This is a genomic window from Gordonia sp. VNK21 (assembly GCF_046098115.1).
Taxonomy (GTDB): Bacteria; Actinomycetota; Actinomycetes; order Mycobacteriales; family Mycobacteriaceae; genus Gordonia.
This window is the reverse complement of sequence record NZ_JBJURU010000015.1, coordinates 24,040-50,932: the sequence shown is the minus strand read 5'-3', so window position 1 is coordinate 50,932 and position 26,893 is coordinate 24,040. Positions and strand designations below refer to the sequence as shown.

The following is a 26,893-nucleotide window of genomic DNA, read 5'->3' as shown; positions in this document are numbered from 1 at the left end:
GCATCGTCGCAGGATACGCTAGGTGCGTGGATGATTATCTGACTCGAGAAGACCTGAAGGTCGGTCCGGATTTCTCGCGGGTCTCCGGCCGCGAGGCCCTGCAGACGCTCGTCGATCTGCACGACACGGACGGCTTCGTCGTGGTCGACGACGATGACGACGATCCGGTGCTGCTGACCCTGCCGCAACGCAATGTGGTCGACACCTGGCGCGAGGACTACCCGTACGAGGAACGGATGAGCCGCCGCGAATACGAGGTGGTCAAGCGCCGCCTGCAGGTGGAGCTGCTCAAGCTGCAGAAGTGGTCCAAGCAGAACGGCATCCGGCACCTGCTGGTCTTCGAGGGCCGGGACGCCGCCGGCAAGGGCGGCACCATCAAGCGCTTCAACGAGCATCTCAATCCGCGCGGCGCACGCACCGTCGCGCTGGAGAAGCCCACCGAGCGGGAGGCCACCGAGTGGTACTTCCAGCGGTACGTCCAGCACCTGCCGGCCGCCGGCGAGATGGTCTTCTTCGACCGCTCCTGGTACAACCGCGCCGGAGTGGAGCGGGTGATGAGCTTCTGCACGCCCGAGCAGTACCAGCAGTTCCTCGAGCAGGCTCCGGCCTTCGAGAAGATGCTCGTCGACGACGGCATCCATCTGGTGAAGTTCTGGTTCTCGGTGACCCCGCTCGAGCAGCGCACCCGGTTCGCCATCCGGCAGATCGATCCGGTGCGGCAGTGGAAGCTCTCGCCGATGGATCTGGCCTCCCTCGACCGCTGGGACGCGTACTCGTCGGCCAAGGAGAACATGTTCGCCCGCACCGACACCGACTGGGCGCCGTGGACCGTGGTCAAGAGCAACGACAAGAAGCGTGCCCGGATCAACGCCATGCGGCACGTGCTGAGCCTGCACGAGTACGACGGCAAGGACCATGCGCTGGTCGGTGACCCGGACCCGCTGATCGTCAGCCGGGCCCGCGACACCATCGGTGAGTGATCGCCGGGCGGCCCGCCGCCGCTGCGGCGGCGACTCGGTAGCCTCGTAGCGTGCGTAGCTTTCTCACCGGTCTGTTCACCGTGCTGGCGATGGTCGGCATGATCCTGGCCGTGCCCGGCGTCTGGACCACGCAGAAGCTGGTCGACAAGGACGGCTTCGTGGCGTCGGCGCGCGAGGCCGCGGAACTGCCCACGGTGCGGGACTACTTCGCCCGGCAGATCGTCGTCGAGGTGGGCGATGCCACCGACATCCCGCTGACGGCCGTGGTGGTGGAGCCGCTCGCCAAGCAGTACACGGCCGGTCCCGGATTCGTCGACGACTTCGCCGACGTGGCCGCTCAGCAGCACGACTGGCTGTTCACCGCGCCGGAGCCGGACGAGAGCCGCCACGTGATGAACCTGAACATCACCCCGATGGTCAACCGGGTGATCGGGCAGGTGCCCGGTCACCCGTCGGTGGACCGGGAGATCACCGTCCCGGTGGACCAGAACCGGCTGACGGCCGGCTCCATGGAGGACACCGGGACCGCGGTCACCGCAGTGTCCTGGATCGCGGTGGCGGTCGCCGCGATCGGCTCGCTGGCGGCGCTGATCCTGGGACGCCGGCGCGGCACCGTGCTGGCCTGGCTCGGGGTGGGCGGCATCCTCGCCGGTGGTGCCGGCTGGCTGTTGTCGATCTATCTCAAGCACGTCGCCGACGACGGTGCCGCCGACACGGATCTGAGCGCCCAGCAGACCGTCCGGGCGGTGGTCTCGCACATCGTGGATTCGCTGACCACCCTGTCGATCGTGGTGGCCTGTGTCGGGGCGGCGGTGGTGGTTCTGGGGCTGGTGCTCCGGTCGGTCGGCGGGGCCCGGTCGCCGGGCTGGTGACCTGCGCCGCCGACACCGCGCGGCCGGGAACGATACCGTGGTCGGGTGCAGACCGACGACCCCTATCTCTGGCTTGAAGACGTCACCGGTGAGCGCGCCCTGGACTGGGTGCGCCGCCACAACGAACCGACCGTCGCCGACCTGACCGGCGGCGACCGGTTCGTCGCCCTTGAGGCGAGCGCACTGGACGTGCTCGACACCGACGAGAAGATCCCCTATGTGCGCCGGCGCGGGGACCTGCTCTACAACTTCTGGCGCGATGCCCGGCACCCCAAGGGCATCTGGCGCAGGACCACCCTCGAGGAGTACCGCTCCGACGACCCCGGCTGGGAGGTGCTGATCGACGTCGACGCGCTGGCCGCCGAGGAGGACGAGAACTGGGTGTGGTCGTCGGTGTCGATGGTCTATCCCGACTACGACCGCGCGCTGGTCTGCCTGTCGCGGGGCGGTGCCGACGCGGTGGTGGTGCGGGAATTCGATCTGGCGCAGCGACGTTGGGTCACCGAGGCCGACGGCGGCTTCCTGCTGCCGGAGGCGAAGACCGACATCGCCTGGATCGACCGGGACACCGTGTACGTGGGCACCGACTTCGGGACCGCACCGGACGGGCTGCCCTCGCTCACCTCCTCGGGCTATCCCCGCACCGTGCGACGCTGGGCGCGCGGCACCGATCTGCAGGCGGCGCCCACGGTCTTCGCCGGTGAGGTGAGCGATGTGGCGGTGGGTGCAGCCTACGATCACACCCCGGGATTCGAGCGGCACTTCCTCACCCGGGCCACCGACTTCTACAACTCCGTGGACTACGAGCTGCGGCCGGACACGGACGGCGGCGCCGGGCAGATCCGGATCGACGTCCCCACCGACGCCCACTCCGCGGTCTTCCGCGAGCACCTGCTGGTGCTGCCGCGTTCACCGTGGACGGTCGGCGGGCACACCTATCCGGCCGGAACCCTGCTGGTCTTCGGCTACGAGGACTACCTGGCCGGCGGTCGTGAGCACACGGTGCTCTTCGCTCCCGACGCGCACACCAGTCTGGAGAGCTATTCGTTCACCCGGAGCCGGCTGATCCTGGTGACCCTGCGCGATGTGGCCACCGAGGTGCGGGTGCTGACCGTCGGGGACTGGCAGCCCGCCGCACTCGACGGGCTCCCGGAGCTGGCGACGGTCACCGTACTCGACACCGACCCCGACCGCGACGACGAGATCTGGCTCAGCGCAAGCTCGTTCACCCGGCCGCCGACCCTGCTGCGCGGTGACGCCACCGATGCGGTGGCCGCGATCAAGCAGTCACCGGCCTTCTTCGACGCCGATGGGGTGACGGTGGAGCAGTTCTTCGTGGCCTCCGACGACGGCACGCCCGTGCCGTACTTCGTGGTGCGGCGCGAGGACGTGACGCAGGGGCCGACGCTGCTCTACGGCTACGGCGGCTTCGAGAACTCCATGACGCCCGGCTATCTGGCGATCGCCGGATCGAGCTGGATCGCGCGCGGCGGGATCTACGTGATCGCCAACATCCGCGGCGGCGGCGAATACGGCCCCACCTGGCATACCCAGGCGGTCAAGGCCGGCCGGCATCTGGTCTACGAGGACTTCGCGGCGGTGGCCCGGGATCTGGTGGCCCGCGGCCTCACCACACCGGAACGGCTGGCCGCGCAGGGCGGTTCGAACGGCGGACTGCTGATGGGTGTGATGTACACGAGCTACCCGGAACTCTTCGGGGCACTGGTGTGCCAGGTGCCGCTGCTGGACATGCGGCGGTACCACCTGCTGCTGGCCGGCGCCTCCTGGATGGCCGAGTACGGCGACCCGGACGACCCCGCCGAGTGGGAGTTCATCGGCGAGTACTCGCCGTATCAGCGGATCCGCCGCGACGGACCCTATCCCGCGCTGCTGATGACCACCTCCACCCGCGACGACCGGGTCCACCCCGGCCATGCCCGCAAGTTCGTCGCACGGCTCGAGGAGTACGGCCACCCGGTGGAGTACTACGAGAACATCGAGGGCGGACACGGCGGTGCCGCCGACAACGCCCAGGCCGCCTTCAAATCCGCACTCGCCTACGAATTCCTGTGGCGCACTGTGGGTTCTGCCTGACGGGACCGGGTTCGTTCTGACGGGACCGTGGCGGGACCGGCTCGTCCCGGCCGGCGGTGCGGCCGCCGCGCGGGCGGCGGCCGCTGAGCCCTAACCGCCGTTGACCGCCGGACGGTAGCCGCGGCACTGCTCGCCGCGCAGCACCCCGCAGCCGGGCCGGTCGCCGGGCGCCTGGTGCGCCACGGTCGGCAGGGTGATGAACGAGCGGCTCAGATCGATGGTGTCGACCACCGAGCCGTGCGTCTGCAGGGTGCGGAACTGCCAGGCCGGCAGGTCGCCGCCGGGGGCGGTGACGGTCAGCCGGATCCGGGAGCCTGCGCGGAAGGCGTGCATCACCGGGTCGATCGGGATGGTGATCTGGTTGAAGCCCGAGCCGAGCGGCCGGTCTGCGGTGAAGTCCGGGGCGGTGCCGTCGCCGCGGAAGCTCGAGCGCAGGAAGCCGGTGCCGACCGAGTTCTCCTTGCCGTCCGGGGCCACTTCGCTCAGCGTGACCTGCAGATCCGTGACGTCGGCGGTGCTGGCCACCTGCAGGGTCACCGAGCCGTTGCCGAGCAGCACCTTGTCCGAGCGCAGCGGCGAGCTGATGAAGCCCAGTCCGCTGCGGCCGGGAGCCTGCCGCCAGTCGTAGTCCGGGTCGGCGGTCCACACCGCCGCGGTGTCGGTGGACGCCTCGGCGAAGGTGTTGAGCGGACGGGTGCTCGGGTTGGGCCGGAGCGAGACCTCACCGGTGCCCGCACTGCTGCTCAGCGTGCCGTGCTCGCCCAGGTACAGGCGTTCGGCACCGGCCTTACCGGGCCAGGAGCCGAAGGAGCGCTGCCAGGGCGAGGACAGGCCGCCGGGGCCGGCCGCGCCGTTGCCGTTGTCGAACAGCGCCCACACCCGCGGGGTGCTCTTCTTGAAGCGGACCTCGGCGGCCTTCCGGTCGGGTGCGTCGGAGAAGCGCACGGACGGAATGACCTGACCCGGGGCTCCGGTGGCCACCGGGTAGAGCACGGTGCCCAGCGGCTGCATCACCGCACCGGTGGTGGGCACCCGATCGGCGACGAAGATCTGCAGGAACTCGGCCCACCGGGAGAGCACCTGCGGGGCGAGCGAATCGAAGTGATGGCCGTTCACGATGTTGACCCACACGTTCGGATTGTGGTCGAGGTGCTTGATCAGATTGACCCAGGACGGCCCGGTCTGCTCGTCCTGTGCGGCGCCCACCAGGAACACCGGGACGTCGATCTTCTCCGTCCAGTCCGGGATGGACCGCTGCCGGTACACCTCGGCCGAGCGGAGCGGATTGTCGTCGATCAGTTTGAAGACGTCCTGCGTCTGCAGGCGCAGCTTCTGATTGTTCTTGCACGCCTTGTCGCCCTTGGCGATCCGGTCGGCCACCCACGGTTGGGTGCTCTTGGCTCCGGGGCGGGCCTGCTCCACCCGCTCGCGCAGCCACGAGTCGGCGAAGCCCTTGTTGTACATGCCGCCGGGCAGCCCGGTGGAGTATAGGTCGTCGGTGGTGCTCATCGGGGCGATCGCCGCGAGATGCGGGGGACGGGTGCCGGCGGTGTACATCTGCGAGATGCCCGAGAACGAGATGCCGACCATGCCGACCTTGCCGCCCTTGACCCAGCCCTGGCGGGCGATCGTCTCGACGGCGTCGTAGCCGTCGAAGGCCGCGGTCTGATCGAAGAGCCCGAAATCGCCTCCGCTGCAGCCGCTGCCGCGCATCTGCACGCTCACCGTGGCGAAGCCGAGCATCTGCGGTGCGAGGGTGGCGCCGACGATCACCGAGCTGTCGGGCGCCTCCGGATCGCCGGCCCCGAGCTTCTCGCCGGCGGCGCCGACGATCAGGTCGTTGGGGGCGGCGTTCTGGTAACCGGAGTACTCGACGACGGTCGGGAACGGTCCGTCGGCCAGGGTCTTGCCGTAGGGCAGCCGGACAGTGGCGGCGAGCGTGATGCCGTCGCGCATCCGGATGTAGTTCAGCCCCTCGTGCAGGGTCTGCCGGTAGAGGGCGGCGTCGGGCGGCGGCGAGTCGGCGCCGGTGACCCGCACGCTGCGCTCGGGCACCCCGCGGCCGGACCAGCGGTAGGTGCCCGGGGCGAGGTCCCGGACGATGAGCGAGCCCAGCCGGTCGGCCACGCCGGTGCCGGCGACCGAGCCGCCGGCGCTGCGCAGGGTGAGCGCGGTGCCCGGGGCGACGTCGGTGATGTAGGCCTGGCCGACGCCGCCGCCGGCGTGCACGGCCCGATGCGGTGCGGCACCGGCCGTCGTCGGCGATGCGGTGACGATGAGGGCGGCCGAGGTGGTGACGGCCAGTGCGGCCGTGACGATTCGGCGCAACGCTGCGAACTCGCGCATAGATGGATCCCCGTCCCATTGGCTGCGGTGCGTGTGCCCGGCCCGATGTGGCGTCGGCCGGCTGCGCATACGTGGTGTAATGCTACTCACACGCGCTGATGCAACTCTGTATCCAATACGCGAATGGATTGAAAGTCAAGATCGGGGGCGGGCCGGAGGGGTCACCAGCCGGGAGCGGTGGCCTCTCCGGTCCGGATCGGGCAGCGGGTGCTCGAGTAGATCGTCGGCATGCACAGGTTGCAGTGCGTGCACAACGATTCCGTCGACGGATCGGCCTCGATGCGCAGCGGAAGGTCGGGCTCGCGCAGCAGCGCCCGGCCCATCGCCATGAAGTCGAAACCCTCGTCCAGTGCCAGATCCATCGAGGCGCGATCGGTGATGCCGCCGAGCAGGATCAGTGGCAGATCCACGGCCTTGCGCAGTTCGCGGGCCAGCGGCAGAAGATAGGCGTCGGTATAGGGGTAGTGCTTGAGGAAGATCGGGCCGGCCACCTGCAGCCCCGCCTTCATCGCGCCGTGGAAGGCGTTGGCGAAGGCCTTGCGCGGGGCACGCCCGTGGAACAGGTACATCGGATTGAGCAGTGAGCTGCCGGCGGTCGGTTCGATCGCATCGAGGTGGCCGTCGGACTCGAGCAACTGCGCCACGGCGCAGGCCTCGTCGACGTTGAATCCGCTCAGCCGGGAGCTGTGTCCGGGCCCGGGGGTGCCCACGCCGTCGTACAGATTGAGTTTGGCCCACACGGCCACCCGGTCGCCGACCGCCTCGCGGACGGTCTCGATCACCTCGCGGGCCAGCCGGGCCCGGTTGGCCAGGCTCCCGCCGTAGCCGTCCCGGCGATGGTTGAGCAACGGTGAGAGGAACGAGCTGATCAGATAGTTGTGTCCGCAGTGCACCTCGAGGGCGTCGAAGCCGGAGTCGACGGCCAGCCGGGCGGCGTCGGCGAACTTCGCACGCAGAGCGGGGATCTCGTCCTGCGCCAGCTTGTGGGTGAGGGACATGCCCATCGGGGCGGGGATCCGTCCCGGGCCGAGCGCGGCGGCCCGGTTGGAGACCGAGTTGGCGACGGCGCCGGCATGGCCGAGCTGGGCGGCGGCCAGCGCGCCCTCGGCGTGGACGGCATCGGTCAGCCGGCGCAGTCCGGGCACGGCCTCGGGCCGCATCCAGATCTGGTGGCGATCGGTGCGGCCCTCCGGTGAGATCGCGCAGTAGGCCAGGGTGCTGACGGCGACTCCGCCGGCGGCGTGCTCGCGGTGGAACTCGATCAGCTCGTCGGTCACCAGCGCCTCGGGGGTCATGCCCTCGAAGGTGGCGCATTTGATCAGCCGGTTCCGCAGGGTCAGCGGACCGAGGGCGGCGGGCGAGAAGGGGCTGGTCATCTCTGCCTTTCGGGGTCGGTGGAATGGTCGGACCGGTGGCGGCGCCGGCCGGTGGGGACGTCAGCCGGTGAGGGGGTCACCCAGACCGGCGACGAGGAAACGGCGAAGGGATTCGGCGCTTTCGGGGGTCATCGGCCCCGGCTCGGCGAGCCGGCTCAGCAGCAGCGTGAAGGCCAGCTGCCAGCGGCGCCGGGCCTGGTCGAGCGAGAGGCCGGGAACCGACTCGGTCAGCGCTCCGGCCCAGGAGTCGAGCTGGAACCAGCGGGTGCTCCACGCGGTGTCCGGCCGGGCCAGCACGAACCGGGCGAGCAGCGAGAGTCGCAGGGCGCCGGCCCGGTCGTGCTGCAGCTCGCGCATCGGTGCCCAGATGGCGTTGACCAGATCGGCGACGTCGTAGGGGCCGCTGAGCACGCCGTCGATGGGATGCGCCCACAACGGTGCCAGGCGCTCCTCGAGGAGGGCGGCGACCAGGTTCTCCTTGGAGCCGAAGTGGTAGTGCACCGCCGACACATTGGCGCCGGCGCGAGCGCAGATGCCGCGCACCGAGACGGCGTCGTAGCGCCGGGTCAGCAGCAGCTCCTCGGCGGCGTCGATCAGCCGGCTGCGCGTCGTGGGGTTCTCGGTGGTGGTCACGGAGCCATTCAAGCACATATTCAAACACTGTTTCATTCAGTGTTTGAAACCTGATGGTGACGAAGTCCACGCGCCCGCCTGACGGCTCGACTGCGACGGTGCGGCGTCAGGGATAGGCTGGATCGCGTGACTGAACACTTCGACACAGTTGTCCTGGGAGCTGGTCCAGGTGGGTATGTGGCCGCGATCCGGTCAGCCCAACTCGGCAAGAAGACCGCCGTCATCGAGGAGAAATGGTGGGGAGGTGTCTGTCTGAACGTCGGCTGTATCCCGTCCAAGGCTCTGTTGCGCAATGCGGAGCTGGCGCACATCTTCAACCATCAAGCCGCGACCTTCGGAATGTCCGGTGAGGTCAGCTTCGACTTCGGGGCCGCCTTCGACCGCAGCCGCAAGGTCTCCGACGGCATCGTCAAGGGTGTGCACTTCTTGATGAAGAAGAACGGCATCACCGAGATCGACGGCTACGGCGTCTTCACCGACGCGAAGACGATCGCGGTGGGTGACCGCACCGTCACCTTCGACAACGTCATCATCGACACCGGCTCGACCGTGCGCCTGCTGCCCGGCGTGGAACTGTCCGAGAACGTCGTGACCTACGAGAGCCAGATCCTCTCGCGCGACCTTCCCGGATCCATCGTGATCGTCGGCGCCGGTGCCATCGGCATGGAGTTCGGCTATGTGCTGGCGAACTACGGCGTGGACGTGACCATCGTCGAGTTCATGCCGCGGGTGCTGCCGAACGAGGACGCCGACGTCTCCAAGGAGATCGCCAAGGCGTACAAGAAGCTCGGCGTGAAGATCCTCACCGGCACCGCGGTGCAGAGCGTCACCGACCGCGGCGGCGACGTGGTGGTGAGCTACAAGGACGACAAGGGCGCCGAGGGCAGCCTGACCGTCGACAAGGTGCTGATGTCCGTGGGCTTCGCGCCGCGGGTGGAGGGCTTCGGATTGGAGACGACCGGGGTGGCGCTCACCGACCGCGGCGCCATCGCGATCGACGATCACATGCGCACCTCGGTTCCGGGCATTTACGCGATCGGCGATGTGACCGCCAAGCTGCAGCTGGCGCATGTGGCCGAGGCGCAGGGCGTGGTGGCCGCCGAGACCATCTCCGGTGCCGAGACCATGACGCTCGGGGACTACCGGATGATGCCGCGGGCCACCTTCTGTCAGCCTCAGGTGGCCTCGTTCGGTCTCACCGAGGAGCAGGCCAAGTCCGAGGGCTACGCGGTGACCGTCAGCAAGTTCCCGTTCTCGGCGAACGGCAAGGCGCAGGGCCTGGCCGCCACCGAGGGCTTCGTCAAGCTGATCACCGACAGCGAGACCGAGGAACTGCTCGGCGGACATCTGGTGGGCGACAACGTGTCCGAGATGCTTCCCGAGCTGACCCTGGCGCAGAAGTGGGATCTCACGGCCCGTGAACTGGCCCGCAACGTGCACACCCACCCGACGATGAGTGAGGCACTGCAGGAGACCTTCCACGGCGCGATCGGCCACATGATCAACCTGTAGCCGTTCACCCCGGAAGCCACGACAGAGCGCCCGCCGATCCGGCGGGGCGCTCTGCCGTCCCCCGGCCGTGAGTGCAGGGCTCGGGTGCCCGGAGTTCCGGGCACCCGAGCGGATCCGGCGATCGACCGACGGTGCCTCCGGTGTTACCCCCCAGGTGAACGACCGGATGGCCCGGCGGATGCCGGCGGTGCGCATCGCTTCGGGATCCATGTCCAGGGTGCCGTCCGGGTCGCGGGGGCTTCCAACACAGATTGCCGACCGGATCATCGCCGGCACTTATAATCCCAGAACGCTGATCACCCGGACTGCCTATAATTTCCGGTGTGAATCTTCAGCGGGCGGCGTACCTGGTGGCCTTGGCCAAGTACATGAACTTCACCCGCGCGGCCGCCTCGCTGTACATCGCCCAGTCTGCCCTCAGCCAGCAGATCAAAGTGCTCGAACGCGAACTCGGCGTCACGCTGGTCGAGCGGCACGGCCCGCGGATCAGTCTGACCCCGGCCGGCGAGGTGGCCGTGACCGAGGCCCAGCATCTGCTCGGCACCGCCGATCGGGCGGTGCAGCGGATCCGGGCGGCCGACGTCGGCAGCGGTGCCGTCCTGCGGGTGGCGCTGACCCGGTCGTGGGCCGGCGGCGCCGTCGAGGAGGTCTTCGACGCCTTCCGGGAACGGTACCCGGACGTGACGATTCAGGAGCAGCGCCGGTGCACCGCGGTGAACGTCGATCTGATCGCGCAGTGCGCCGTGGACGTGGCCGTGGTGCGGCCGCCGCTCTTCGACGACAGGGTGAGCATCCGGGCCGTCGACAGTGAACGCCTGGTGATCGCGCTGCCCGCCGGCCATCGCCTCGCCGATGGGCAGCCGATCGATCCGGATCAGCTCGCCGACGAGCCGGTGGTGTTGTGGCCCAGGGAGAACGCGCCCGGCCTCTACGACCTCATCGTCGGCGCCGTCTGGCCGTCCGCCCGGCCGCGGGTGCGCCAACTCGAACCGGACTACGAGTTGACCCTGCGGGCGGTGGCCGCCGGGGTGGGCATCGCACCGATCCCGGTGGGGCGGGCGCGGGCCTTCGCCGTCCCCGGCGTCGAGATCGCCGAGCTGGCGGGTCGGCCGGTGCAGCTGCCCGTGGCCCTGGCCGTCCGCGGTGACAACAAGAATCCGGCGGCCCGGGCGTTCGACGTTCTGCTCGACGAGTACCTGGCGCGGGCCGCGAGCTGACCCGGGCACCGGCATCGCCTGCCGGATCTCCGGCGTTTTGCGACAGCGCCGCGGTGACCGGTCCGGGACGGGCCCCGCACTGCCTAAGGTCACCGGAATGAAGATTCCTCCCCGACTGCGTCCTCTGGTGGCGCTCTGCGTGCTGCCGCTGCTGGCGGCCTCGTTCCTGACCGCTCCCGCTGCGCGGGCCGACGACGACGTCTCGGTGGGTGTGCCGAACTGGTCCGGCATGGACGTGACCGGCTACTCCGGTCCGGTCCCGAACAAGGGTGGCGTGCTGCTGCGGAAGGTGCCGCTCGCCGCGTCGCTGACCATCCCGGCGGCCGGCCCGGCCTACCGCGTGCACTTCACCTCGATGAACCAGCACAACCGGATGGCGACCAGCACCGGCGCGATCTTCCTGCCCAAGGGGAAGGCGCCGAAGGGCGGCTGGCCGGTGATCTCCTGGGCACACGGCACCGTCGGCATGGGTGACGACTGCACGCCGTCGGCGTTCCCGCGCAGCGCCCGTGACAACGAGTACCTCGGGCACTGGCTGAATCAGGGCTATGCCGTGGTCGCCTCCGACTACGTGGGCCTGGGCACCCCCGGCCTGATGGCCTACCTCAACGGCGTCACCGCCGCGCATTCGATCGTCGACATCGTGGTCGCGGCGCAGCAGGCGGACCTGCCGCTGGCCAAGCGCTGGGCCATCATCGGCCAGTCGCAGGGGGCGGCCGCCGCGCTCAACGGTGCGCGGTACGCGACGCAGTTCAGCCGCGGCAGCGGTCTGGACTACCGCGGCGTCGTCGCCACCGGAATCCCGGCGAACCTGGAGTACCTGTACCAGGCGCTGGGCCCGAATGTGCCGCCGGTGGCGCTGCCCGGCTCGCTCAACGCGTACACCGCCTTCATCCTGGCCGGCTTCAACAACACCCGGCCCGGCATGCACATCACCTCGACGATGAACGCCCGCGGCAAGCAGCGGCTCAAGCAGGCGCAGACCACCTGCTACCCGATCTTCAAGAAGCAGCTCTCCGGCGAGCACGTGAACACCTGGTTCACCCGCCCGCTGATGGACATCCCGGGGCTGAGCCAGGCGTTGCACACGTACATGGCCACCCCGTACAAGGGCTACGACCGGCCGATCTTCCTCGGCCAGGGGCTGCGCGACGTGGACGTCCCTGCTCCGTCGGCGCTGTCGCTGTACGCGCAGATGAAGGCGAACAACCAGCCGGTCACCCTGCACGTGTACCCGGACGACGACCACTCCAGCGCAGTGCTCGCGTCGATGCCCGACTCCACGCCGTGGCTCAAGAAGATCCTGTCCTGACCGCGGATCGCTAGCCCCGGTCGCAGTACCGGGACGAACCTGTGGCCCGGGTTCCGGCTTAGCCGGAATCCGGGCCACAGCTCTCTCACACGGTGGGCGACGTGTCCGGCGCCCAGCGCCGGGCGGCGTGGCGCAGTGCGGTGTCTAGGGCGGCGAGCGCGAGCTCGTCCCGGGAACGTGCCACGCCGGACGACGGCGGAGGCGGTACCGGGGCCGGCGTGGGGCCGCCACAGAGAATGGCGTGGGTGACGGCGGCCTGCGCGCGGACCCGGTCCAGGATCGGTGCGAGCGTGGACGGATCCGTGGCGTCGGCACCGGTCAGTCGGTGGTCGGCCACCCGCTCGGCGTGCCGGGTGGCCTCGTCCATGAGCCGGCTGAGCTCCCGGTAGCGGGACCGTCGTCCGTCGATCAGCGAGACCGTCAGGCTTGTCAGGGTGCCGTGCACTCCGGCGGCCGCGGAATCGAGGTGATGCACCGACTGCAGGAGAGCGTCGTCATCGTCGTCGCCGATCCGGGCGAGCACCGCGTCCAAGGCGGCGAAGTACTCGTCGACGTCGCTGCTCAGGGTGGACCGGGAGTTGGTGGAGAAGACCACGTACGCGCAGACGACGCCGGTCACCGCGCCCGCGACGGTCTCGACCACGCGCAGCTCGAGCACATGCCGGTTGAGCACCCCGAGCAGACCGTACAGCGCGACCAGCACGACGGTGATGAAGAAGGTCTGCGCCGAGTACTTGACCGGGCCGAAGTAGAGCATGCAGAAGACGCCGACCACCGCCGTGGCGATCAGCCAGGGCACGTCGCCGTCGAGCAGCAGGGCGATCGCCGAACCCACCACCACCCCAGTGGCGGTGCCGGCGACCCGGTAGGAGGCGCGGGTGAGAATCGCTCCGCGCGTGGTGGATCCGACGAACACCAGGAAGGCGGTCAGCACCGCCCAGTACCAGCGGTGCGCGGAGATCGCTGCGCCGATCCCGGTGGCCAGGGCGGTGGCCGTCATCACCTGCAGGGTCATCCGGGCGGAGGCATCCCAGCGGAGCCGCGGCCAGTGCGGGCGGGCTCTCGTTCGTGTCTCGAGCGGTACCGGAGCGCCGTCGGCCGGTGCCGGCTGCGGCCGGCCGGCCGACGGCCGTACTGTGCGCAGCCGCGCCTGCGAGAGCGCCGCCCGGTCGGCGAGCGAGGCGATGGTCCATGCCGCCGGATCCGGATCGGCTGCGGCCAGCCGGGTCCGGGCGCGATCGCCGGCGTCGGCGCACTGTGCCGGCGACGTGCCGGGTGCGAGGACCGTCTGCAGCCCGGCCAGCGAGGCGGCGGCCGGATCGTCGGGTCCGGGCGGCCGGTCGTGCAGCGCCGTGCACAGACTCTCCACGTCCAGCCGTGCGGCGAGCACCCGCTCGGCCAGGTCGGTCGGCGTGCAGCCGGTGTACCGCTCGGTGGAGAAGTCGCCCTGCCACTCGTCCACGGCCCGGCACAGCTCGTCGAGCTGCCCGAGTTCACGCTCGATCGGCCGCACGGCGGCCAGGCGGACGAGGGTCGAGCAGGTCGCCCGCACCTGCTCGAGCAGGGTGCGCAGCCGGCGCTCCGGCCGGCGCCGGAAGGTGGCCAGGCGGGTCGCGAGCAGTGCGGCGACCGCGCCGCCGACCACCAGGTACAGGCCGGGCACCTCGGCCATCGTCGGCCGCAGGACCAGACCGTAGAAGTACCCGAAGAAGAGTGCCGAGCCCAGCGCCGAGGCCCGGTGCCCGTGGGAGCGCAGCCAGGTGGCCAGGCCGCCGATCGCCACGAAGACGACGACCTCGGCGAGCGGCCACCGGGTGAGTGCAGCGGCGGCGGTGAGAGCCGTGAACAGCGGCACCGCCATCAGCGCGGTGGTGATCAGCCGGTCACGCGGCCGGGGATCCTTGACGCTCAGGCCGGCCTGCAGCGGCAGGAAGGCACCCACGGCCAGTGCACCGTGATCGACATGGGCGCGGCTGACGAGCAGCCAGGAGATCAGGGCGCTGATCAGCACCGCGCTCGCGATGGTGAGGGCCGTGGTCAGCCGGGTCCGTCCGGGATCGGGTGCGGTGACCCAGCCGGGCAGGAGGCTCCGGCTGCGGAGCGGGCGACGCTCAGAGAGCGTAACCACCCCGGTTACCCATCGCCTTGCCCTCCTTGAGGACCAGCAGGATGTTGTCGTGATCCTTCAGCGAGTCGATGTCGGCGGTCGGGTCGCCCTTGACCACGACGACGTCGGCGATCTTGCCGGCTTCGAGGGTGCCCAGGGTCTCGTCGACGCCGCACAGTTCGGCCGAGGTCTTGGTGCCGGCGACGATGGCCTGCATCGGGGTCATGCCCGCGAACTTCACCAGGCAGCCCAGCTCGCCGAGGGTGTCGCCGTGATCGGGGACCAGACCTGCGTCGGTGCCGACGGCGATCTTGATGCCGGCCTCGGCCGAAGCCTGGATCGACTCGTGTGCCAGGGCGTGCCACTTGGTGGACTTGGCCACGGCCTGCGGGGTCGCGGTGTCGGGCTTGAGGGTCTCGATCAGGGTGGGCACCAGGTACTGGCCGCGGCCGACCATCTCCTGACGCAGGTCGTCGTCGAGGGCGTAACCGTGCTCGATCGAATGCACGCCGCCCTGCACGGCGGCCTTGATGCCGGCGTAACCGATGGCGTGCGCGGCGACCTTGCGGCCGCCGTAGTTCTGCGCCTCCTCGACCAGCGCGGCGACGATCTCGGTGCGGGCGCCGAGCCAGTCCGGATCATCGCTCGGGGAGGTGACGCCGCCGGAGGAGGCCACCTTGACCACGTCGATGCCGTCGCGCAGCAGCGCGCGCACGTGGTGGCGGGCCTCGTCGACCGAATCGACCAGCAGGCCGCCGACCAGCGGGGTGCCGTTGATGTGGGACGGGATGTGGAAGTCGGCGTGGCCGCCGGTCTGGGAGAACATCTTGTCGGCGACCAGCAGGCGCGGGCCCGGCATGAGGGAATGCTTGACGGCGTCGCGCACGCCCACGTCGGTGCCCATCAGGTCACGCACGGTGGTGATGCCGGCCTCGACCGTCACCTTCAGTCGATCGAGGAGTTCGAAGTAGCGGTACGACGGCGGGACCATCGCGTCCATGATCGGCGAGCCCTTGGTGCCCGGCAGCGACAGGTGCACGTGGCAGTCGAAGAACCCCGGGGTCACGGTGTTGCCGCCGACGTCGACGGTCACCGCCCCGTCAGCGGCCTTCGGCGCACCGTCGGCGGCGCCCGCGTAGGTGATCTTGTCGTCCTCGATCACCAGGACGGCGTCGGTCACCGGATCGGCTCCGGTGCCGTCGATCAGGCGCGCATTCTGCAGGATGATGGTCGTCATGGTTCTCTGCTTACACGTCGCCCTATGCATATGTGGGGTCGGCTGCAAAGCCGCACCGGAACTCGGCACAGATCAGCGGTTCTCAGTCCGCGCGGGCCTTGCGGCGGCGGGCCACGTACGGCGCGAGCACGCTCGCGATCATCATGCACATGGCGATGCTCATCAGTGACAGCGCCGCATTGTTCCCGAGGCTGTCGAGCTGACGGTCCTCGGTGATGGCGCCGCTGACCGCCACGAACCCCATCGAGCCGGGCACCAGCAGCCAGAAGGTGGGCAGGAACATCACCAGCACGCTCGGGTGGCCCTTCGCGTAGGCGTTGACCACCCAGGCGGCGAGCAGGGCGACGCCGATGGCGATGCCGCCCGCGAAGGCCGGCAGCATCACCTTCTGCAGGCCCAGGCTCAGGCTGTAGGTGCCGAATGCGAAAGTGACCACCCAGCCCCAGAACCGCAGCGGGGTGCACGTGTACAGGGAGTTCCCCAGGGCGAAGACCGGTGCGGCGAACCAGAGCACCCACACCGGCGCCTGGGTGGGGGTGAGGTCCTGCAGATCGTTGTTGCTCAGGCCGACGAGGTCGATGGCCAGCGCCAGTCCGAAGGCCATCGACATCAGGACCATCAGCGCATAGATGAGCCGGGTGGAGCCGGCGATCATGTCGGCGGTGGTGATCTCGATGATGGCGGTGGTGAGGGCGGCGCCGGGGATCAGCGCCAGCACCGGGATGACCGCCAGCCGGACGGGATCCCCGATGTCGCCGTGCACCGCCCACAAGGTGATGCCCAGGGCGGAGATGAAGGTCAGGAGGAACGGCATGAGTGCGGCGAGGGTGCCCTGCAGGTTGCTCCACAGCAGCACCGCCGCCGCCGGCACCGCGATCAGCACCGCGGTCAGCGACGCTGCCCAGCTCATCCGGAAGCACAGCGCGAAACCCAGCGCCATCAGCACGTAGCCGATGATGCGCACCAGCGGGCGGTTGGGCGGGGCGGAATCGGCGATCGCCTGCAGCCCGCGGACCCCGTCCTCGGGCGCGAGCTCCGCATTCCGCAGCCGGTGGATCAGATCCTCGGTGTCGGCGATCTGATCGAAGCGGTAGGTGTCGCCGGTGTTGGCCACCTCCACCTGGCCGGCGTTGCGGTCGACCGCGATCACATAGGTCGCGAAGACCTCGGTGGTGATCTCGTAGCCGTAGGCATCGCAGATCTCGTTGATGACCTTGGTGATCCGCGGAACCGGATAGGAGCATCGGTTGAGCGCCTTGCCGGCCGCGGTGATGAGTTCGAGCATGCCGAGCGCTTGCGAGCCGCCCGGCTCGGTGGCCGCGGGCTCGGGACGGGCGTCACCATGCACAGTTCGGATTCCTGTTCGGTCGATCGGTCGCGTGCCCGAATGCTAGCGGCAGCTCCGGCGGCTCCGGCGGCGTCGGCGCACATCGTGCAAGAAGTGAGCGATACTCTTCTCGCGTCGGGCCTTAGCGAGAGACGGTGACTGCGATGGGAGCGGAATCCACCGGGATGGAACCGCTGACACTCACCGCGATACTGGCTGCCGCAGAAGGGATTCTGGCGCCGCTGGATCCGGCGGCCGGTGCCGGTGAGCTCGGCCGTGCGGTGGAGGGCTTCGAATTCCATCAGCCCGGCACCGTCACCGACTACCGAGGCCGGCTGGTTCTGGTCACCGTGCCCACACAGGACCCGGCGAGCCTTGAGCGGGTCTGCGCCGAGTGCGCCGAGGCCACCGCGCTGATTCTGCAGCCGTCCACCCCGCGCACACTGCGCACCGAGTCGGGGCCGGTGCTGCTGCGACGCTCCACCTGGGCCACCGGGGAGATCCTGATCCGGGCGATGACCGCGATCATCGGCATGCCGGGGACGGCGCTGCGGCGGGCCGATCCCGCCGAGGTGCTGGCCCGCGACGCGGCGCAGGTGGTGGTGCGGCGGGAGAGCGCGCTGCTGGCGCTGCTCTCGGGCACCGCGGAGACGGCGATCCCGGCGACGATCGCCGGGCTGCGGCCCGACCGGCGGTATCTGGTGATCGCCGCCGGCGTGGGAGTGCCCGACGCCGAATGGTTCCGGGTCGCGGTCTCGATGGAGTTCCCGCAGGTCCGCGACGTGGTCAGCGACGGTGTCTTCCTCGGCGTGCTGCCCGTCGACGACGACGATCAGGCGCAGACCTGCGCCGACCGCCTGCGCACCCGGTTCTCGCGCAGCGGTCACGGCGGCAGGGATCTTCCGATCGGTGTGGGACCGATCGTCGACGGGGTGGGCGAGCTGCACCGGTCGGCCGCCGAGGCGGGGCTGGTCCTGCGGGCGCTCAATGTGAAGCTGGGCGGGCTGCCGCTGGTCGACGCCGGTCAGGTGCGGGTGGCCCGGGCCGGCGACGTCGAGGACGCGCTCGCGCTCATCCAGGCCGTCGATGCGCTCAAGCCGCACGCCGAGTCCTTCGCGGCGCGGCTGCGGATCCTCGAGCGCTACGACCGGGACAACCGGACCGATCTGCTGCCCACTGCGCTCGCGGCCCTGAAGAACCAGACCAATGTGGCGGCCGCGGCGCGGCCGCTGGGCATCCACGCGAACTCGATGCGCGCCCGGATCGATCGGATCTCCGCGGTGGCCGGCATCGATCTGTCCGACGAGGTCTGCCGGCTGCGCACGATCCTGGCGTTCATCGCCTGCCCGGACATCCACCGGGTGGCGCTGAGCCGGCTGCCGCTGGACCGCTAGACGGTCTGTCCAGAGCGGTCACCGCCCGGCGGTCCTCTCCCACGCCGGCACCGCCGGCGGGCTCTCCCAGTGCACTTGTGAGATGCGGGCCTGCCTGCCTCTGTGCGGAAGTGAGACCGACCGGCGGCGGGTGTTTCCGGACCGTTCAGATCTGAGTGGATATCGCACTGAAGTCCGTGCTCAGAGGCCTTTTTCGGGCCCGATCGGGCCGGTTTTCCTTCGTAGTGTTCTTCGTGTGCCCGGACGGATCTCCGGGCGGCGGAAACGTGGGAAGGACGACCGTGTCAGACAATCCGATCGTCGTGGTGCAGGACATCATCGACCGCCTCACCGAGCACCTCGAGACCAACGAAGACCGGGTGACGCGGCGACTGCGCCGGGCGTCCACCGGCGAACTCGCGATGCCCGAGACCTTCGGTCCGGGGGAGCGCGAGCACGTCCAGGCGATCTTCGCCCGGATCGCCGAGGTGGGGCCGTCGGCGGTGTGGGCACAGCTCACTCCGCTGCTCCTCGACCGGCAGATCGTGCTGCCGCTCTGGGGCGATGCGCGGGCGGCCCGGCCGCGGCCGTTCGCCGCCATCGCGCGCCAGCTGCCGGGCGGACTCTTCCGCGACGTCGACCACCACGGCGGACTGCCGGGCATCTACAAGGACCACCTGGTCAGCCTGGTGGTCCTGCTGGCCGCGTACATCATGTACGACGAGTTCCACGTCCCTCAGCGCGAGACCGGCCGCTACGACGCGACCGCCGACAGCCTCGAAAAACTCAAGTGGCTCTATCGCTACCGGTTCAACCAGCTCGAGATCGCCGAGCCGGGGTCGGGCCTCGAGGACTTCTTCCGCACCCAGGACCTGGACTTCCCGGAAGGACCGGGCACCACCCGGCGGGTGAGCATCAGTGCGGCCGGCGATCTGCTGGCCGTCGACGCGCTCACCCCGGAGAACACCGAGCGGCTCTTCGGTTCGATCGGCGGCTTCTACAGCACCGCCGACATCGTCAGCGCGACTCTGTCGTCGACGGTCGCGCCCGGGCTGCCCGTCGGCCGCTCCCAGCCTGCCGGTGCGGCGGCCCGGCTGAACACCTCGCCGGAGATGCTGCACCGGTTCGTCGAGCGCGGCGGCATCGACTTCTTCGCCACCGCCACCGACCACGCGCTGGACTGGGGCGAGAAGGGTGTGCTGTCGACGCTGCGCACCCTGGCCCGGTCGGGCGCGGCGCATGCCGGAACCGCTGCGAGCCAGGCGCAGCAGGACGACGCGGTGGTGCTCGAGGTGAACGGGATCAGGATCGGTCTGCTCTCGTTCACCATGGATCTCAACGGCCGTCGCCCGCCCGCGGACAAGCCGTACCTCGTCGACGAGGTGCGTTTCAACGACGCGGCGCCGGCCCCCGACTACACACTGGTGCGCCGGCAGATCGCCGCGGCCCGGGCCCGGGGCGCGGACTATCTGATCGCCTACTGCCAGTGGGGCCGGGAGCTGGAGATGTACCCGCGTGAGAACGTGGTCGAGGCCGCCAACACCCTGATCGACCTGGGCATCGACACCGTGCTGGGCAGCCACCCGCATGTCCCGCAGCCGATGCAGCGGGTGGTGCGCGACGGCCGGCCCGACGGGCTCATCGTGTACGCCTTCGGCGACCTGGTGAGCTACCACCCGGAGAGCCGCAATTCGAAGCTGGCCTACACCGTCCGTTTCGACGTGGTGCAGGAGGAAACGGCCGACGGCACCCGCACCTACCTGGCGAACCTGCGGATGCTGCCGCTGTACCTGCTCAACGCACCGCGCGAGAACAACACGGTCGACTGCCGGATCCTCCCGTTCGCGGACGTCTATGCGCACCCGGAGGACTATCCGCTCAGCGAGCGGGAACGCGCCGAACTGGATCATCTGCACGACGTGGTCCTGCACGGCATGCTGATCCCGGAGGGCGGCGCCGCACTGCTGGCCGATTCGCCGGCCGGATGCCGCCGGATCTGACCGAGCGCGTCGCCGCCGCCGGGGTTATTCGGCGCCGACCAGCTCCAGGTACTTCGCGCGGACCAGGTCCTGGACCTTCTCCTCGCCGGCGTGGGCCTTCTTGCCCGCGTCGACGGCGGCCATCGCCTTGCTGACGGCGGTGCCGAGGATATCGGCCTGCTCGATCGAGATGATGTGGAACTTGTGGTGCTTGCCGAACTTCTTGGTGACATTGCCCGAGAGTCCGTTCTCCACCTCGAGACCGCTGATGAGGTTGAGCTTGGTCTCGCCCGAACCCTCCGAGAAGTCCAGGTCCTTCAGGTCCACCCAGACGGTGTTCGGACGGGTGGTCGACTCGAAGACGTAGCGCAGGTTGGTCAGGTCGGAGACGGTCTGCCACAGGGTCTGTGAGGCGTCCGGCTTACCCGGCTCGGGGGTGCGGAAGGGCTGCGCGGCGTTGCGGATGATGCTGAACATCGCGGCGAGCGCCTGCACCTGGCCGGTCGGCGGCACCTGATGGTTGACGTAGTACAGGGCGCGGGCGAAGCGGTCCTTGGCGTTGCAGGTGCCCGGGAGCGGGGCGTCGCCGCCGAGCCCGTCGAACTGCTTGACCAGCTCGATCTGCTGGTCGTACGTGGGGGAGTTGGTCATCACCAGGTACTCGCGGCTGTGGAAGACCTTGAGCTCGCCGTCGATGTACTCGAAGATCACCGAATCGCCGGTCGCGTCGTCGAGCGCGAGGTGGATGGCCGGATGGCTGCCGCCGGTCGGGTCGGTCATCGGCACGACCTGAGGATTGTTCGCGTTGGTCCAGTCCACGGCCTCGGCGACGGTGGCGAAGTTGTCGAGGTAGTACTGCAGCCACACCGACATGGCCAGCTGTGGCCGTGAGGCATCCGGCTCGCCGTACTCCGATTCGGCCAGCCACAGGATGTGGCCGGCCAGGCCCTTCTCGTTCATGCCGTCGGCGGAGAGCAGGTCGTAGACACCGGCCACCACGCTGCCGTACTTGGCAGTCCACTTCAGCTCGCCGTGCACGCGGTCGTCGCGCTGGATTCCGCGCGGCAGCTTCCACAGGTTGGTCCGCAACTCCATATGGAAGTCCATGTTTCGTCCGACGACGACGGCGCCGCCGGCGTCCGGCCAGATGACCCGAGTGCACATGTGCAGTCTGCTTTCTTCGATTGTGGTCGATGATCCTGCCTGAAACTGTATCGACCGGACCGGCGCATCCGGCACTCGTTCCGGCGCGCACTGCGCTCGATTCGTGCCGGGTCTGAACCGGCGCTCAGCTCCGGCGCCGGCGCAGTGCGAGAACCCCGGTGCCGACCAGGAATGCGGCCGTCGAGACCAGCGCGAAGTAGACCAGTGCACCGTCCTTACCCCACATCGGGGTGATGACGATCTCCTGGCCGGTGGACCAGATCCCGTTGAGGAAGGGCATGTACGCCTGCACCCTGGTGCCGTCGGGCACCAGGTACATCGAATCCTCCACCAGGAAGATCCACAGCAGCAGAAAGGCGACGCTGCCGGCCGGGTGACCGATCACCGATGCCACGCCCACGCCCAGCCCGCAGGCGAAGAACGCCAGAATCGGGGTGGTGATCAGGAAGCGCACCCCGGCCGACGAGGTCAGATCCACCTGCCCGTAGACGGTGGGGAAGGCCGGAGCCAGAGTGGCCATGATGACGGTCACCAGCACCAGGCTGACGGCCGCGGAGAGCAGCCCGTAGAAGATCCAGCGCGACAGCGCCGACGTTCCGCTCCGCGGATACAGGTACCGGTCCACGTCGCGGCCCGGCCCGCGCAGTGCCGACGCCTGTGCGAAGGCCGCGGTGATGGTGCCCACTGCGACGGTGAACTGCAGCACCCAGAACACCGAGTTGGTGGTGGTGGTCTCGGTGACGGTGATGTCGCTGCCGTCGAAGTGGGCGATCCGCTCGAAGGCGAAAGCGATCACGTAGGTCACCAGCAGCGGCAGCAGCACACCGGCCGGCAGGGCGCCGCGCAGCAGCACCCCGCGCAGACCGCTGCTGCGGACCGCTTCGGCGCGCACTCCGCGGGCCACCTGTCCGGCGGCCGCCGTCGCCGCGCTCACTCCGCCCCGTCCCGTGCGCCGGCCAGCGCCAGGTATCCGGTCTCCAGATCGCCGTAGCGGTCGACGACGTCGGCGGTGCGCCGGTCGGCGACGACGGTCGCGTCGTCGATCACCACCACCCGGTCGGCGCTGCGCTGGACCTCGGAGAGCAGATGTGAGGCCAGCAGCACCGATCGGCCGTCGGCGGCGAGGGTCTCGAGCAGGCCGCGGAACCAGATGATGCCCTCGGCGTCGAGGCCGTTGAGCGGCTCGTCGAAGACGAGGTTCCGGGCGTCGGGCAGCAGGGCGCCGGCAATGCCCAGTCGCTGGCGCATGCCCAGGGAGTAGCCGCCGACCGGCTTGCCGGCGTACCCGCCGATGGCGGTCAGCGCGATCGCCTCGTCCACCCGGCTGCGCGGCACTCCGGCCCCGGCGGCCAGCCAGCGCAACTGGCGGCGGCCGGTGTGGCCGGGATGGACCGGGTCGATACCCAGGTGCATGCCGATCCGGCGGGCGGGGGAGGGGGCGGTGCGCAACGGCGCCCCGTCGATGCGGATCTCTCCGCTCCGAAGGGGCGCCATGCCGCAGACGCTGCGCAACAGAGTGGACTTGCCGGCCCCGTTGCGACCGAGGAGGTAGACGATCTCGCCGGGGGCGACGGTCAGGTTCACCTCGCGCAGGATGGTGCGCCGGCCCAGGTCGACCCGCAGATCGTCGATCTCGATCAAGGTGCGTCAGGCGTTGCAGTAGATGTTCAGGCCGACGGTCTTCACCCCGGTGCACAGGGAGTTGTTCGACAGCTTCCAGTTGCCGATCTTCTTGAACTCGACCGTCACGTTGACCGTGGGGCGGCCCGACGAACCGGCCTGCAGCCGGGCCTGGATCGAGTCGCCGTCGTGAGCGCTGATCTCAGTGATCTTGTTCCAGCCCTTCGGGGCGCGGAACAGGCCCAGGTTGTAGACGGTCTTCGGAACGATCACCGCGTCCATGCCGCCTTCGAGGTTGCGGGCCTTGGCCTCGTCGGAGGCGTTGGTCTCCACCAGGAATTCGACGATGTCGTCGAGCTCCTGCACGGACGGGTTGTCCGAGGTGACCGTGAAGTCGGCGGGCAGTGCCTGGGCCTGACCTGCGGTGAAGGTGAGTCCGGCGGCGGTCGCGGCCACGGTCAGCAGGGTGAGGGCGAGAAGTCGGAAGCGGCGGATCATGATGGTCTCCAGGGAGAGGAAAACGGATAAAAGTAAAGATATTGCACTAAATGAGCTCAGGCAACCCTAAGAACTGTGATCTGGGTTGCCGCGTCAGTGTGAGGAGGCGGCGACCTTGGTCAGGCCGAGCTGCAGTTCGCAGTCGCCCGCCGCGGTGTCGGGTGCGACGGTGACGGTGTACGCGGTGCCGAGCAGCGGGAGTGCGGCCGCCAGGGACTGCTCGACGATGCCGCGCACCACCCCGCGCGCCACTTCGGGCAGTTCGTCGCTGATCTCCTGCAGCGGGCAGCCGCACAGGTGGATCTCGTGCCGGCCGAAAGCGCTCATCACGTCGGTGATCCGGAAGCCGAGCCGGGTGAGGATGGTCTCGACCACCACCACCGGGTCGGGCACCCCGGGCTCCTCGGCGATGGTCACGGCTTCGGCCGCGTGCCGGGCCGCCCACTCGCGTCCGGCCTCGGCGGCCAGATGCTCGCGCACCTCCGGGGTGGCGCCGATCCGGGCGATCAGCATCAGGAAGAGCTCGTCGATCGGCGGCGCCACCACCATGCGGTAGCCCACCCGCGGCCGGCCGACGCCCTCGGGCGCCATCGTCACCGTCTCGGCGGCCCCCTCGCTCACCAGGTTGTTCAGGTGGAATCGGGCGGTCGTCACGTGCACGCCGAGCGCCGAGGCCACGGCCTGGGCGTCGATCGGCTCGGCGGCCTCGGCCACCAGAGTGCGGACCCGGTCGCGCTGGCGCGGTGCGGAGGTGCTCATCGGTCCCCTGTCCTGCTGCTTACCTGCCATGGACGACGATCAGTGTCAGCGTGCCGTCGGTCTGGGCGCGGAGGTGGTGCTTGACCCGGGCATCGACCCGGATGGCGGTGCCCGGGCTGAGCGGATTGGTCACGCCCTCGACGGTGAAGTCGACGTCGCCCTGCTGGCCGAGCACCACGATGGGGTGCGCGGCCTGATGGTCGGGCATCTCCTGCCCGGCCCGGAAGGCCAGCCGGATCACCGTCTCGGTCTCGCCGCGATGGATCACCTTCACCTTGGGCCGGTCACCGGTCTCCTCGGTGTTGGGCTCGGCGAGCCCGGTCAGATAGGACCAGACCGGGCGACCGGGGCTGTCGATCATGACGGACGGCTTTCAGGCGGCGGTTTCGGGTTTACGGGCGATGACCTCGATGGCGGCCAGCTCGTCGCGGTAGGTGCGGAACACCTTGCGCATACTCAGGATACGTCCCCGCGCATCGCTGTTGCGCAGCACGTTCCCCACGATCTTCAGGGTGCCCAGCAGGCCCTCGTCGGCCAGATTGCGCTTCGGCTCGAGCAGGGCCATCTTGGCGAAGCGCACCCGCTCCACCTCGAAACCGGCCTTGGTCAGTGCGCCGCGCCACTCCGCTTCGGTGAGCGGGCGGGCGTTGACCTTGATCGAGCGGGCCAGCGCCTTGCGGATCTCGGTCTTCTGCTCGTCGCTCAGGGTGTCGGGATGCAGGGCCAGTTCGTGGATCGCGTAGCGGCCGCCGGGGCGCAGCACGCGGAAGGCCTCGCCGATGATCGCGTCCTTGCCGCGGTCGGACTGCATGGTCAGCATGGCCTCGCCCACCACCACGTCGGCACTGGTCGCGTCGAGTCCGGTCTGCGCGGCGTCGGCCTCGACGAGCCGTCCGCGCGCGCCGACGGCCTTGCGGGTCAGTGCGACCGCCTCCGGGTCCGCCTCGACGCCCACGTACGACCGGGGTCCGGCGGCCAGGATGTCGGCGGCGGTCTTGCCCAGTCCGGGGGCGAGTTCGACGACGTCGGCCCCGGGCAGGCGGGCATCGGCCAGCAGCGCGGTGGTCAGCTCCAGACCGCCGGGCCGCAGCACGCGCTTGCCCATGCGGGCCAGCAGCCAGTGGCCGGGCATGTCCTCGTCCTTGCGTCCGGCGAGCGGGAGGCCGTCGTGCGGGGTTCCGTTCTGGCTCATGGCCGACTCCTATTGTTTAAAGGAACTCATCTCCTGTTAATAGCCTAGCCTTACCGGGAGCGGGTGGACAGCCCGGAACGGGTGATCGCAGTCTCAGCGACGCGGCTTGCGGGCCAGCACGTACTGCGCGAAGCCGGTGACGGTCTGCTCCACCTGCTCCATGCCCAGAGCGTGGAGCCGCTCGGTGATCTCGGTGCGGCCGAAGATGCGCAGCCCGGACAGTCCGGCCACCGCGCCGGCGCCGGGCAGGCGGGCCACCGACGCCGACACCGAGGTGAACACGATGAGCTCACCGCCGGGCCGCAGGACCCGCACCATCTCGTCGAGCACCGGCAGGGGATCGGGGATCAGGTAGAGCGCCGCCAGGCAGGTGGCGGTGTCCACCGATTCGCCGGGCAGCGGCAGCCGGTGCGCATCGCCGCAGACGAACGAGATCCGCGGATCGTCGTGCCGATGCGCGGCCCGGTCGAGCATCGCCGGCGAGAAGTCCAGACCCAGATAGCGGCCGTCGCCGGTCAGGCCCGCGGCGGCATCGTGGGCGTAGTTGCCCGGGCCGCAGGCCACATCCAGGACGAAGCGCTCGCCCGGCCGCGACAGATAGGCGCGCAGCGCGCGGTCGGCGTCGACGGTGGACGAGCCGCCCAGGCTGAAGCCGCGGGTGAACAGCGGCCGCCAGAGCCCGTAGACCCGGGAGAAGGTCTCGCTGCGCATCAGCCGGGAGGCGAAGTCGGACATGGGTTCTTCGCTGCTCAGAAATCGTCGCGCTGCACCCGCAGCGTGCCGATCGCCGTGGCGAGCATGTCGTACTGGCCCACCAGCAGTACGAAGGCGATCGCCTTGCGTTCGGTGAGATGGCGGCGCAGCGCCTGCCAGGTGTCGTCGGAGATGTCCCGTGTGCCGACCAGCTCGTCCGCGGCCAGCAGCAGGGTGCGCTCACGGTCGCCCCAGCCGGCGTCGGGACCCTGCAGGATCCGGGCGTACTCACCGCCGTCGATGCCGGCCTTGGCGCCGAGCCGGCGGTGATGGTCGAGTTCGTAGTCACAGCCGCGCAGGTGGGCGACGCGGATGATGATCATCTCCGTCTCCCGGCGGGAGAGCTCGCCGAACGGCATCATCCGGCTCGAGAAGTGCAGCCAGCCGCGGAAGAGCCCCTTGCTGCGGCCCAGGGTGGCGAAGATGTGCGCGTTGTCGGTGCCGGTGGCCAGCGACATCGCCCGCACCACCAGCCAGTTGATCGGTCCGAGTTCGGCGAAGTGGCCCGGACTCACCCGTGGAGTGCTCATGGCACCCGACGG

At 69.7% G+C, this 26,893-nt stretch carries 22 protein-coding genes and 1 pseudogene; 8 read left to right on the top strand and 15 right to left on the bottom strand.

The genetic code is table 11. From position 1 onward, the window contains the following. Nucleotides 1–26 precede the first annotated feature (26 nt). From ppk2 to ACJMNC_RS15800, 3 genes and pseudogenes are all read left to right on the top strand, one after another. Entirely contained in the window at nt 27–980 is a 954-nt protein-coding gene (gene ppk2, locus ACJMNC_RS15810) for a polyphosphate kinase 2 (RefSeq protein WP_408948923.1), read from the top strand. Nucleotides 981–1,030: 50 nt separating this feature from the next. Continuing rightward, complete coding sequence (locus ACJMNC_RS15805; protein WP_408948922.1) at nt 1,031–1,852, top strand: hypothetical protein; 822 nt, start codon at nt 1,031–1,033, stop codon at nt 1,850–1,852. A gap of 33 nt (nt 1,853–1,885) precedes the next feature. Next, nucleotides 1,886–3,946 (top strand): annotated as a pseudogene (locus tag ACJMNC_RS15800) (prolyl oligopeptidase family serine peptidase); the annotation flags it as partial. 90 nt (nt 3,947–4,036) lie between these two features. Here ACJMNC_RS15800 and ACJMNC_RS15795 read toward each other — a convergent pair. From ACJMNC_RS15795 to ACJMNC_RS15785, 3 genes are all read right to left on the bottom strand, one after another. Next, on the bottom strand, nt 4,037–6,292 hold the full coding sequence (locus ACJMNC_RS15795; protein ID WP_408948921.1) for a CocE/NonD family hydrolase: 2,256 nt from the start codon (nt 6,290–6,292) through the stop codon (nt 4,037–4,039). Nucleotides 6,293–6,453: 161 nt separating this feature from the next. After that, the gene (locus tag ACJMNC_RS15790) at nt 6,454–7,668 is read right to left on the bottom strand and encodes an NADH:flavin oxidoreductase (RefSeq protein ID WP_408948920.1); all 1,215 of its coding nucleotides are present in this window, start codon (nt 7,666–7,668) and stop codon (nt 6,454–6,456) included. A gap of 60 nt (nt 7,669–7,728) precedes the next feature. Next, nucleotides 7,729–8,301: a TetR/AcrR family transcriptional regulator gene (locus tag ACJMNC_RS15785; protein ID WP_408948919.1), complete on the bottom strand. Its 573-nt coding sequence runs from the start codon at nt 8,299–8,301 to the stop codon at nt 7,729–7,731. A gap of 126 nt (nt 8,302–8,427) precedes the next feature. Between ACJMNC_RS15785 and lpdA the strand changes: the two genes are divergently transcribed. The 3 genes from lpdA to ACJMNC_RS15770 all read left to right on the top strand — a co-directional run bounded on the left by lpdA (nt 8,428) and on the right by ACJMNC_RS15770 (nt 12,342). Beyond that, nucleotides 8,428–9,813 (top strand): dihydrolipoyl dehydrogenase, encoded by a 1,386-nt coding sequence (gene lpdA, locus ACJMNC_RS15780; RefSeq protein ID WP_408948918.1) that lies wholly within the window; start codon nt 8,428–8,430, stop codon nt 9,811–9,813. 323 nt (nt 9,814–10,136) lie between these two features. Then, nucleotides 10,137–11,030, top strand: coding sequence for a LysR family transcriptional regulator (locus ACJMNC_RS15775; protein WP_408948917.1), 894 nt, complete (start codon nt 10,137–10,139; stop codon nt 11,028–11,030). Between the two features lie 97 nt (nt 11,031–11,127). Then, complete coding sequence (locus ACJMNC_RS15770) at nt 11,128–12,342, top strand: alpha/beta hydrolase family protein (protein ID WP_408948916.1); 1,215 nt, start codon at nt 11,128–11,130, stop codon at nt 12,340–12,342. Nucleotides 12,343–12,427: 85 nt separating this feature from the next. Here the strand turns inward: ACJMNC_RS15770 and ACJMNC_RS15765 are convergent, their stop codons facing one another. The 3 genes from ACJMNC_RS15765 to ACJMNC_RS15755 form a co-directional block, all read right to left on the bottom strand. After that, the gene (locus tag ACJMNC_RS15765; RefSeq protein ID WP_408948915.1) at nt 12,428–14,470 is read right to left on the bottom strand and encodes an FUSC family protein; all 2,043 of its coding nucleotides are present in this window, start codon (nt 14,468–14,470) and stop codon (nt 12,428–12,430) included. Next, nucleotides 14,454–15,686: an amidohydrolase family protein gene (locus tag ACJMNC_RS15760; RefSeq protein WP_408948914.1), complete on the bottom strand. Its 1,233-nt coding sequence runs from the start codon at nt 15,684–15,686 to the stop codon at nt 14,454–14,456. Before ACJMNC_RS15760 ends, ACJMNC_RS15765 begins: the two co-directional genes overlap by 17 nt. An 82-nt stretch (nt 15,687–15,768) precedes the next feature. Next, a complete protein-coding gene (locus ACJMNC_RS15755) occupies nt 15,769–17,034 on the bottom strand; it encodes a threonine/serine exporter ThrE family protein (RefSeq protein WP_408948913.1) in 1,266 nt (421 codons plus the stop codon). A gap of 143 nt (nt 17,035–17,177) precedes the next feature. On the opposite strand from ACJMNC_RS15755, the gene ACJMNC_RS15750 reads away from it, so the two are divergent. Together ACJMNC_RS15750 and ACJMNC_RS15745 are read left to right on the top strand one after the other, a co-directional pair. Continuing rightward, on the top strand, nt 17,178–18,407 hold the full coding sequence (locus ACJMNC_RS15750) for a PucR family transcriptional regulator (protein ID WP_408948912.1): 1,230 nt from the start codon (nt 17,178–17,180) through the stop codon (nt 18,405–18,407). Nucleotides 18,408–18,688: 281 nt separating this feature from the next. Next, on the top strand, nt 18,689–20,386 hold the full coding sequence (locus tag ACJMNC_RS15745; RefSeq protein WP_408948911.1) for a CapA family protein: 1,698 nt from the start codon (nt 18,689–18,691) through the stop codon (nt 20,384–20,386). Between the two features lie 24 nt (nt 20,387–20,410). Here the strand turns inward: ACJMNC_RS15745 and ACJMNC_RS15740 are convergent, their stop codons facing one another. The 9 genes from ACJMNC_RS15740 to ACJMNC_RS15700 all read right to left on the bottom strand — a co-directional run bounded on the left by ACJMNC_RS15740 (nt 20,411) and on the right by ACJMNC_RS15700 (nt 26,881). Next, nucleotides 20,411–21,529 (bottom strand): linear amide C-N hydrolase, encoded by a 1,119-nt coding sequence (locus tag ACJMNC_RS15740; protein ID WP_408948910.1) that lies wholly within the window; start codon nt 21,527–21,529, stop codon nt 20,411–20,413. Between the two features lie 124 nt (nt 21,530–21,653). After that, nucleotides 21,654–22,463 (bottom strand): ABC transporter permease, encoded by an 810-nt coding sequence (locus ACJMNC_RS15735; protein WP_408948909.1) that lies wholly within the window; start codon nt 22,461–22,463, stop codon nt 21,654–21,656. After that, nucleotides 22,460–23,170: an ABC transporter ATP-binding protein gene (locus ACJMNC_RS15730; protein ID WP_408948908.1), complete on the bottom strand. Its 711-nt coding sequence runs from the start codon at nt 23,168–23,170 to the stop codon at nt 22,460–22,462. Before ACJMNC_RS15730 ends, ACJMNC_RS15735 begins: the two co-directional genes overlap by 4 nt. A gap of 6 nt (nt 23,171–23,176) precedes the next feature. Beyond that, on the bottom strand, nt 23,177–23,647 hold the full coding sequence (locus ACJMNC_RS15725) for a hypothetical protein (protein ID WP_408948907.1): 471 nt from the start codon (nt 23,645–23,647) through the stop codon (nt 23,177–23,179). Between the two features lie 93 nt (nt 23,648–23,740). Next, nucleotides 23,741–24,406 carry a hypothetical protein gene (locus ACJMNC_RS15720; RefSeq protein ID WP_408948906.1) on the bottom strand — a complete coding sequence of 222 codons (666 nt, stop codon included), beginning with the start codon at nt 24,404–24,406 and terminating at the stop codon, nt 23,741–23,743. A 19-nt stretch (nt 24,407–24,425) separates the two neighbouring features. Beyond that, the gene (locus ACJMNC_RS15715; protein WP_408948905.1) at nt 24,426–24,767 is read right to left on the bottom strand and encodes a cupin domain-containing protein; all 342 of its coding nucleotides are present in this window, start codon (nt 24,765–24,767) and stop codon (nt 24,426–24,428) included. Between the two features lie 12 nt (nt 24,768–24,779). Continuing rightward, the gene (locus ACJMNC_RS15710; RefSeq protein WP_408948904.1) at nt 24,780–25,598 is read right to left on the bottom strand and encodes a methyltransferase domain-containing protein; all 819 of its coding nucleotides are present in this window, start codon (nt 25,596–25,598) and stop codon (nt 24,780–24,782) included. A gap of 93 nt (nt 25,599–25,691) precedes the next feature. After that, nucleotides 25,692–26,333: a class I SAM-dependent methyltransferase gene (locus tag ACJMNC_RS15705; protein WP_408948903.1), complete on the bottom strand. Its 642-nt coding sequence runs from the start codon at nt 26,331–26,333 to the stop codon at nt 25,692–25,694. Between the two features lie 14 nt (nt 26,334–26,347). Next, nucleotides 26,348–26,881: a carboxymuconolactone decarboxylase family protein gene (locus ACJMNC_RS15700; protein ID WP_408948902.1), complete on the bottom strand. Its 534-nt coding sequence runs from the start codon at nt 26,879–26,881 to the stop codon at nt 26,348–26,350. Nucleotides 26,882–26,893 lie beyond the last annotated feature (12 nt).

What these genes read in the sequence shown, in the direction of transcription:
- ACJMNC_RS15720 (WP_408948906.1), bottom strand. Translation starts at nt 24,406, where the DNA reads ATGAGCACCTCCGCACCGCGCCAGCGCGACCGGGTCCGCACTCTGGTG.
- ACJMNC_RS15770 (WP_408948916.1), top strand. Translation starts at nt 11,128, where the DNA reads ATGAAGATTCCTCCCCGACTGCGTCCTCTGGTGGCGCTCTGCGTGCTG.
- ACJMNC_RS15705 (WP_408948903.1), bottom strand. Translation starts at nt 26,333, where the DNA reads ATGTCCGACTTCGCCTCCCGGCTGATGCGCAGCGAGACCTTCTCCCGG.
- ACJMNC_RS15795 (WP_408948921.1), bottom strand. Translation starts at nt 6,292, where the DNA reads ATGCGCGAGTTCGCAGCGTTGCGCCGAATCGTCACGGCCGCACTGGCC.
- ACJMNC_RS15715 (WP_408948905.1), bottom strand. Translation starts at nt 24,767, where the DNA reads ATGATCGACAGCCCCGGTCGCCCGGTCTGGTCCTATCTGACCGGGCTC.
- ACJMNC_RS15740 (WP_408948910.1), bottom strand. Translation starts at nt 21,529, where the DNA reads ATGTGCACTCGGGTCATCTGGCCGGACGCCGGCGGCGCCGTCGTCGTC.
- ACJMNC_RS15760 (WP_408948914.1), bottom strand. Translation starts at nt 15,686, where the DNA reads ATGACGACCATCATCCTGCAGAATGCGCGCCTGATCGACGGCACCGGA.
- ACJMNC_RS15710 (WP_408948904.1), bottom strand. Translation starts at nt 25,598, where the DNA reads ATGAGCCAGAACGGAACCCCGCACGACGGCCTCCCGCTCGCCGGACGC.
- ACJMNC_RS15725 (WP_408948907.1), bottom strand. Translation starts at nt 23,647, where the DNA reads ATGATCCGCCGCTTCCGACTTCTCGCCCTCACCCTGCTGACCGTGGCC.
- ACJMNC_RS15790 (WP_408948920.1), bottom strand. Translation starts at nt 7,668, where the DNA reads ATGACCAGCCCCTTCTCGCCCGCCGCCCTCGGTCCGCTGACCCTGCGG.
- ACJMNC_RS15750 (WP_408948912.1), top strand. Translation starts at nt 17,178, where the DNA reads ATGGGAGCGGAATCCACCGGGATGGAACCGCTGACACTCACCGCGATA.
- ACJMNC_RS15700 (WP_408948902.1), bottom strand. Translation starts at nt 26,881, where the DNA reads ATGAGCACTCCACGGGTGAGTCCGGGCCACTTCGCCGAACTCGGACCG.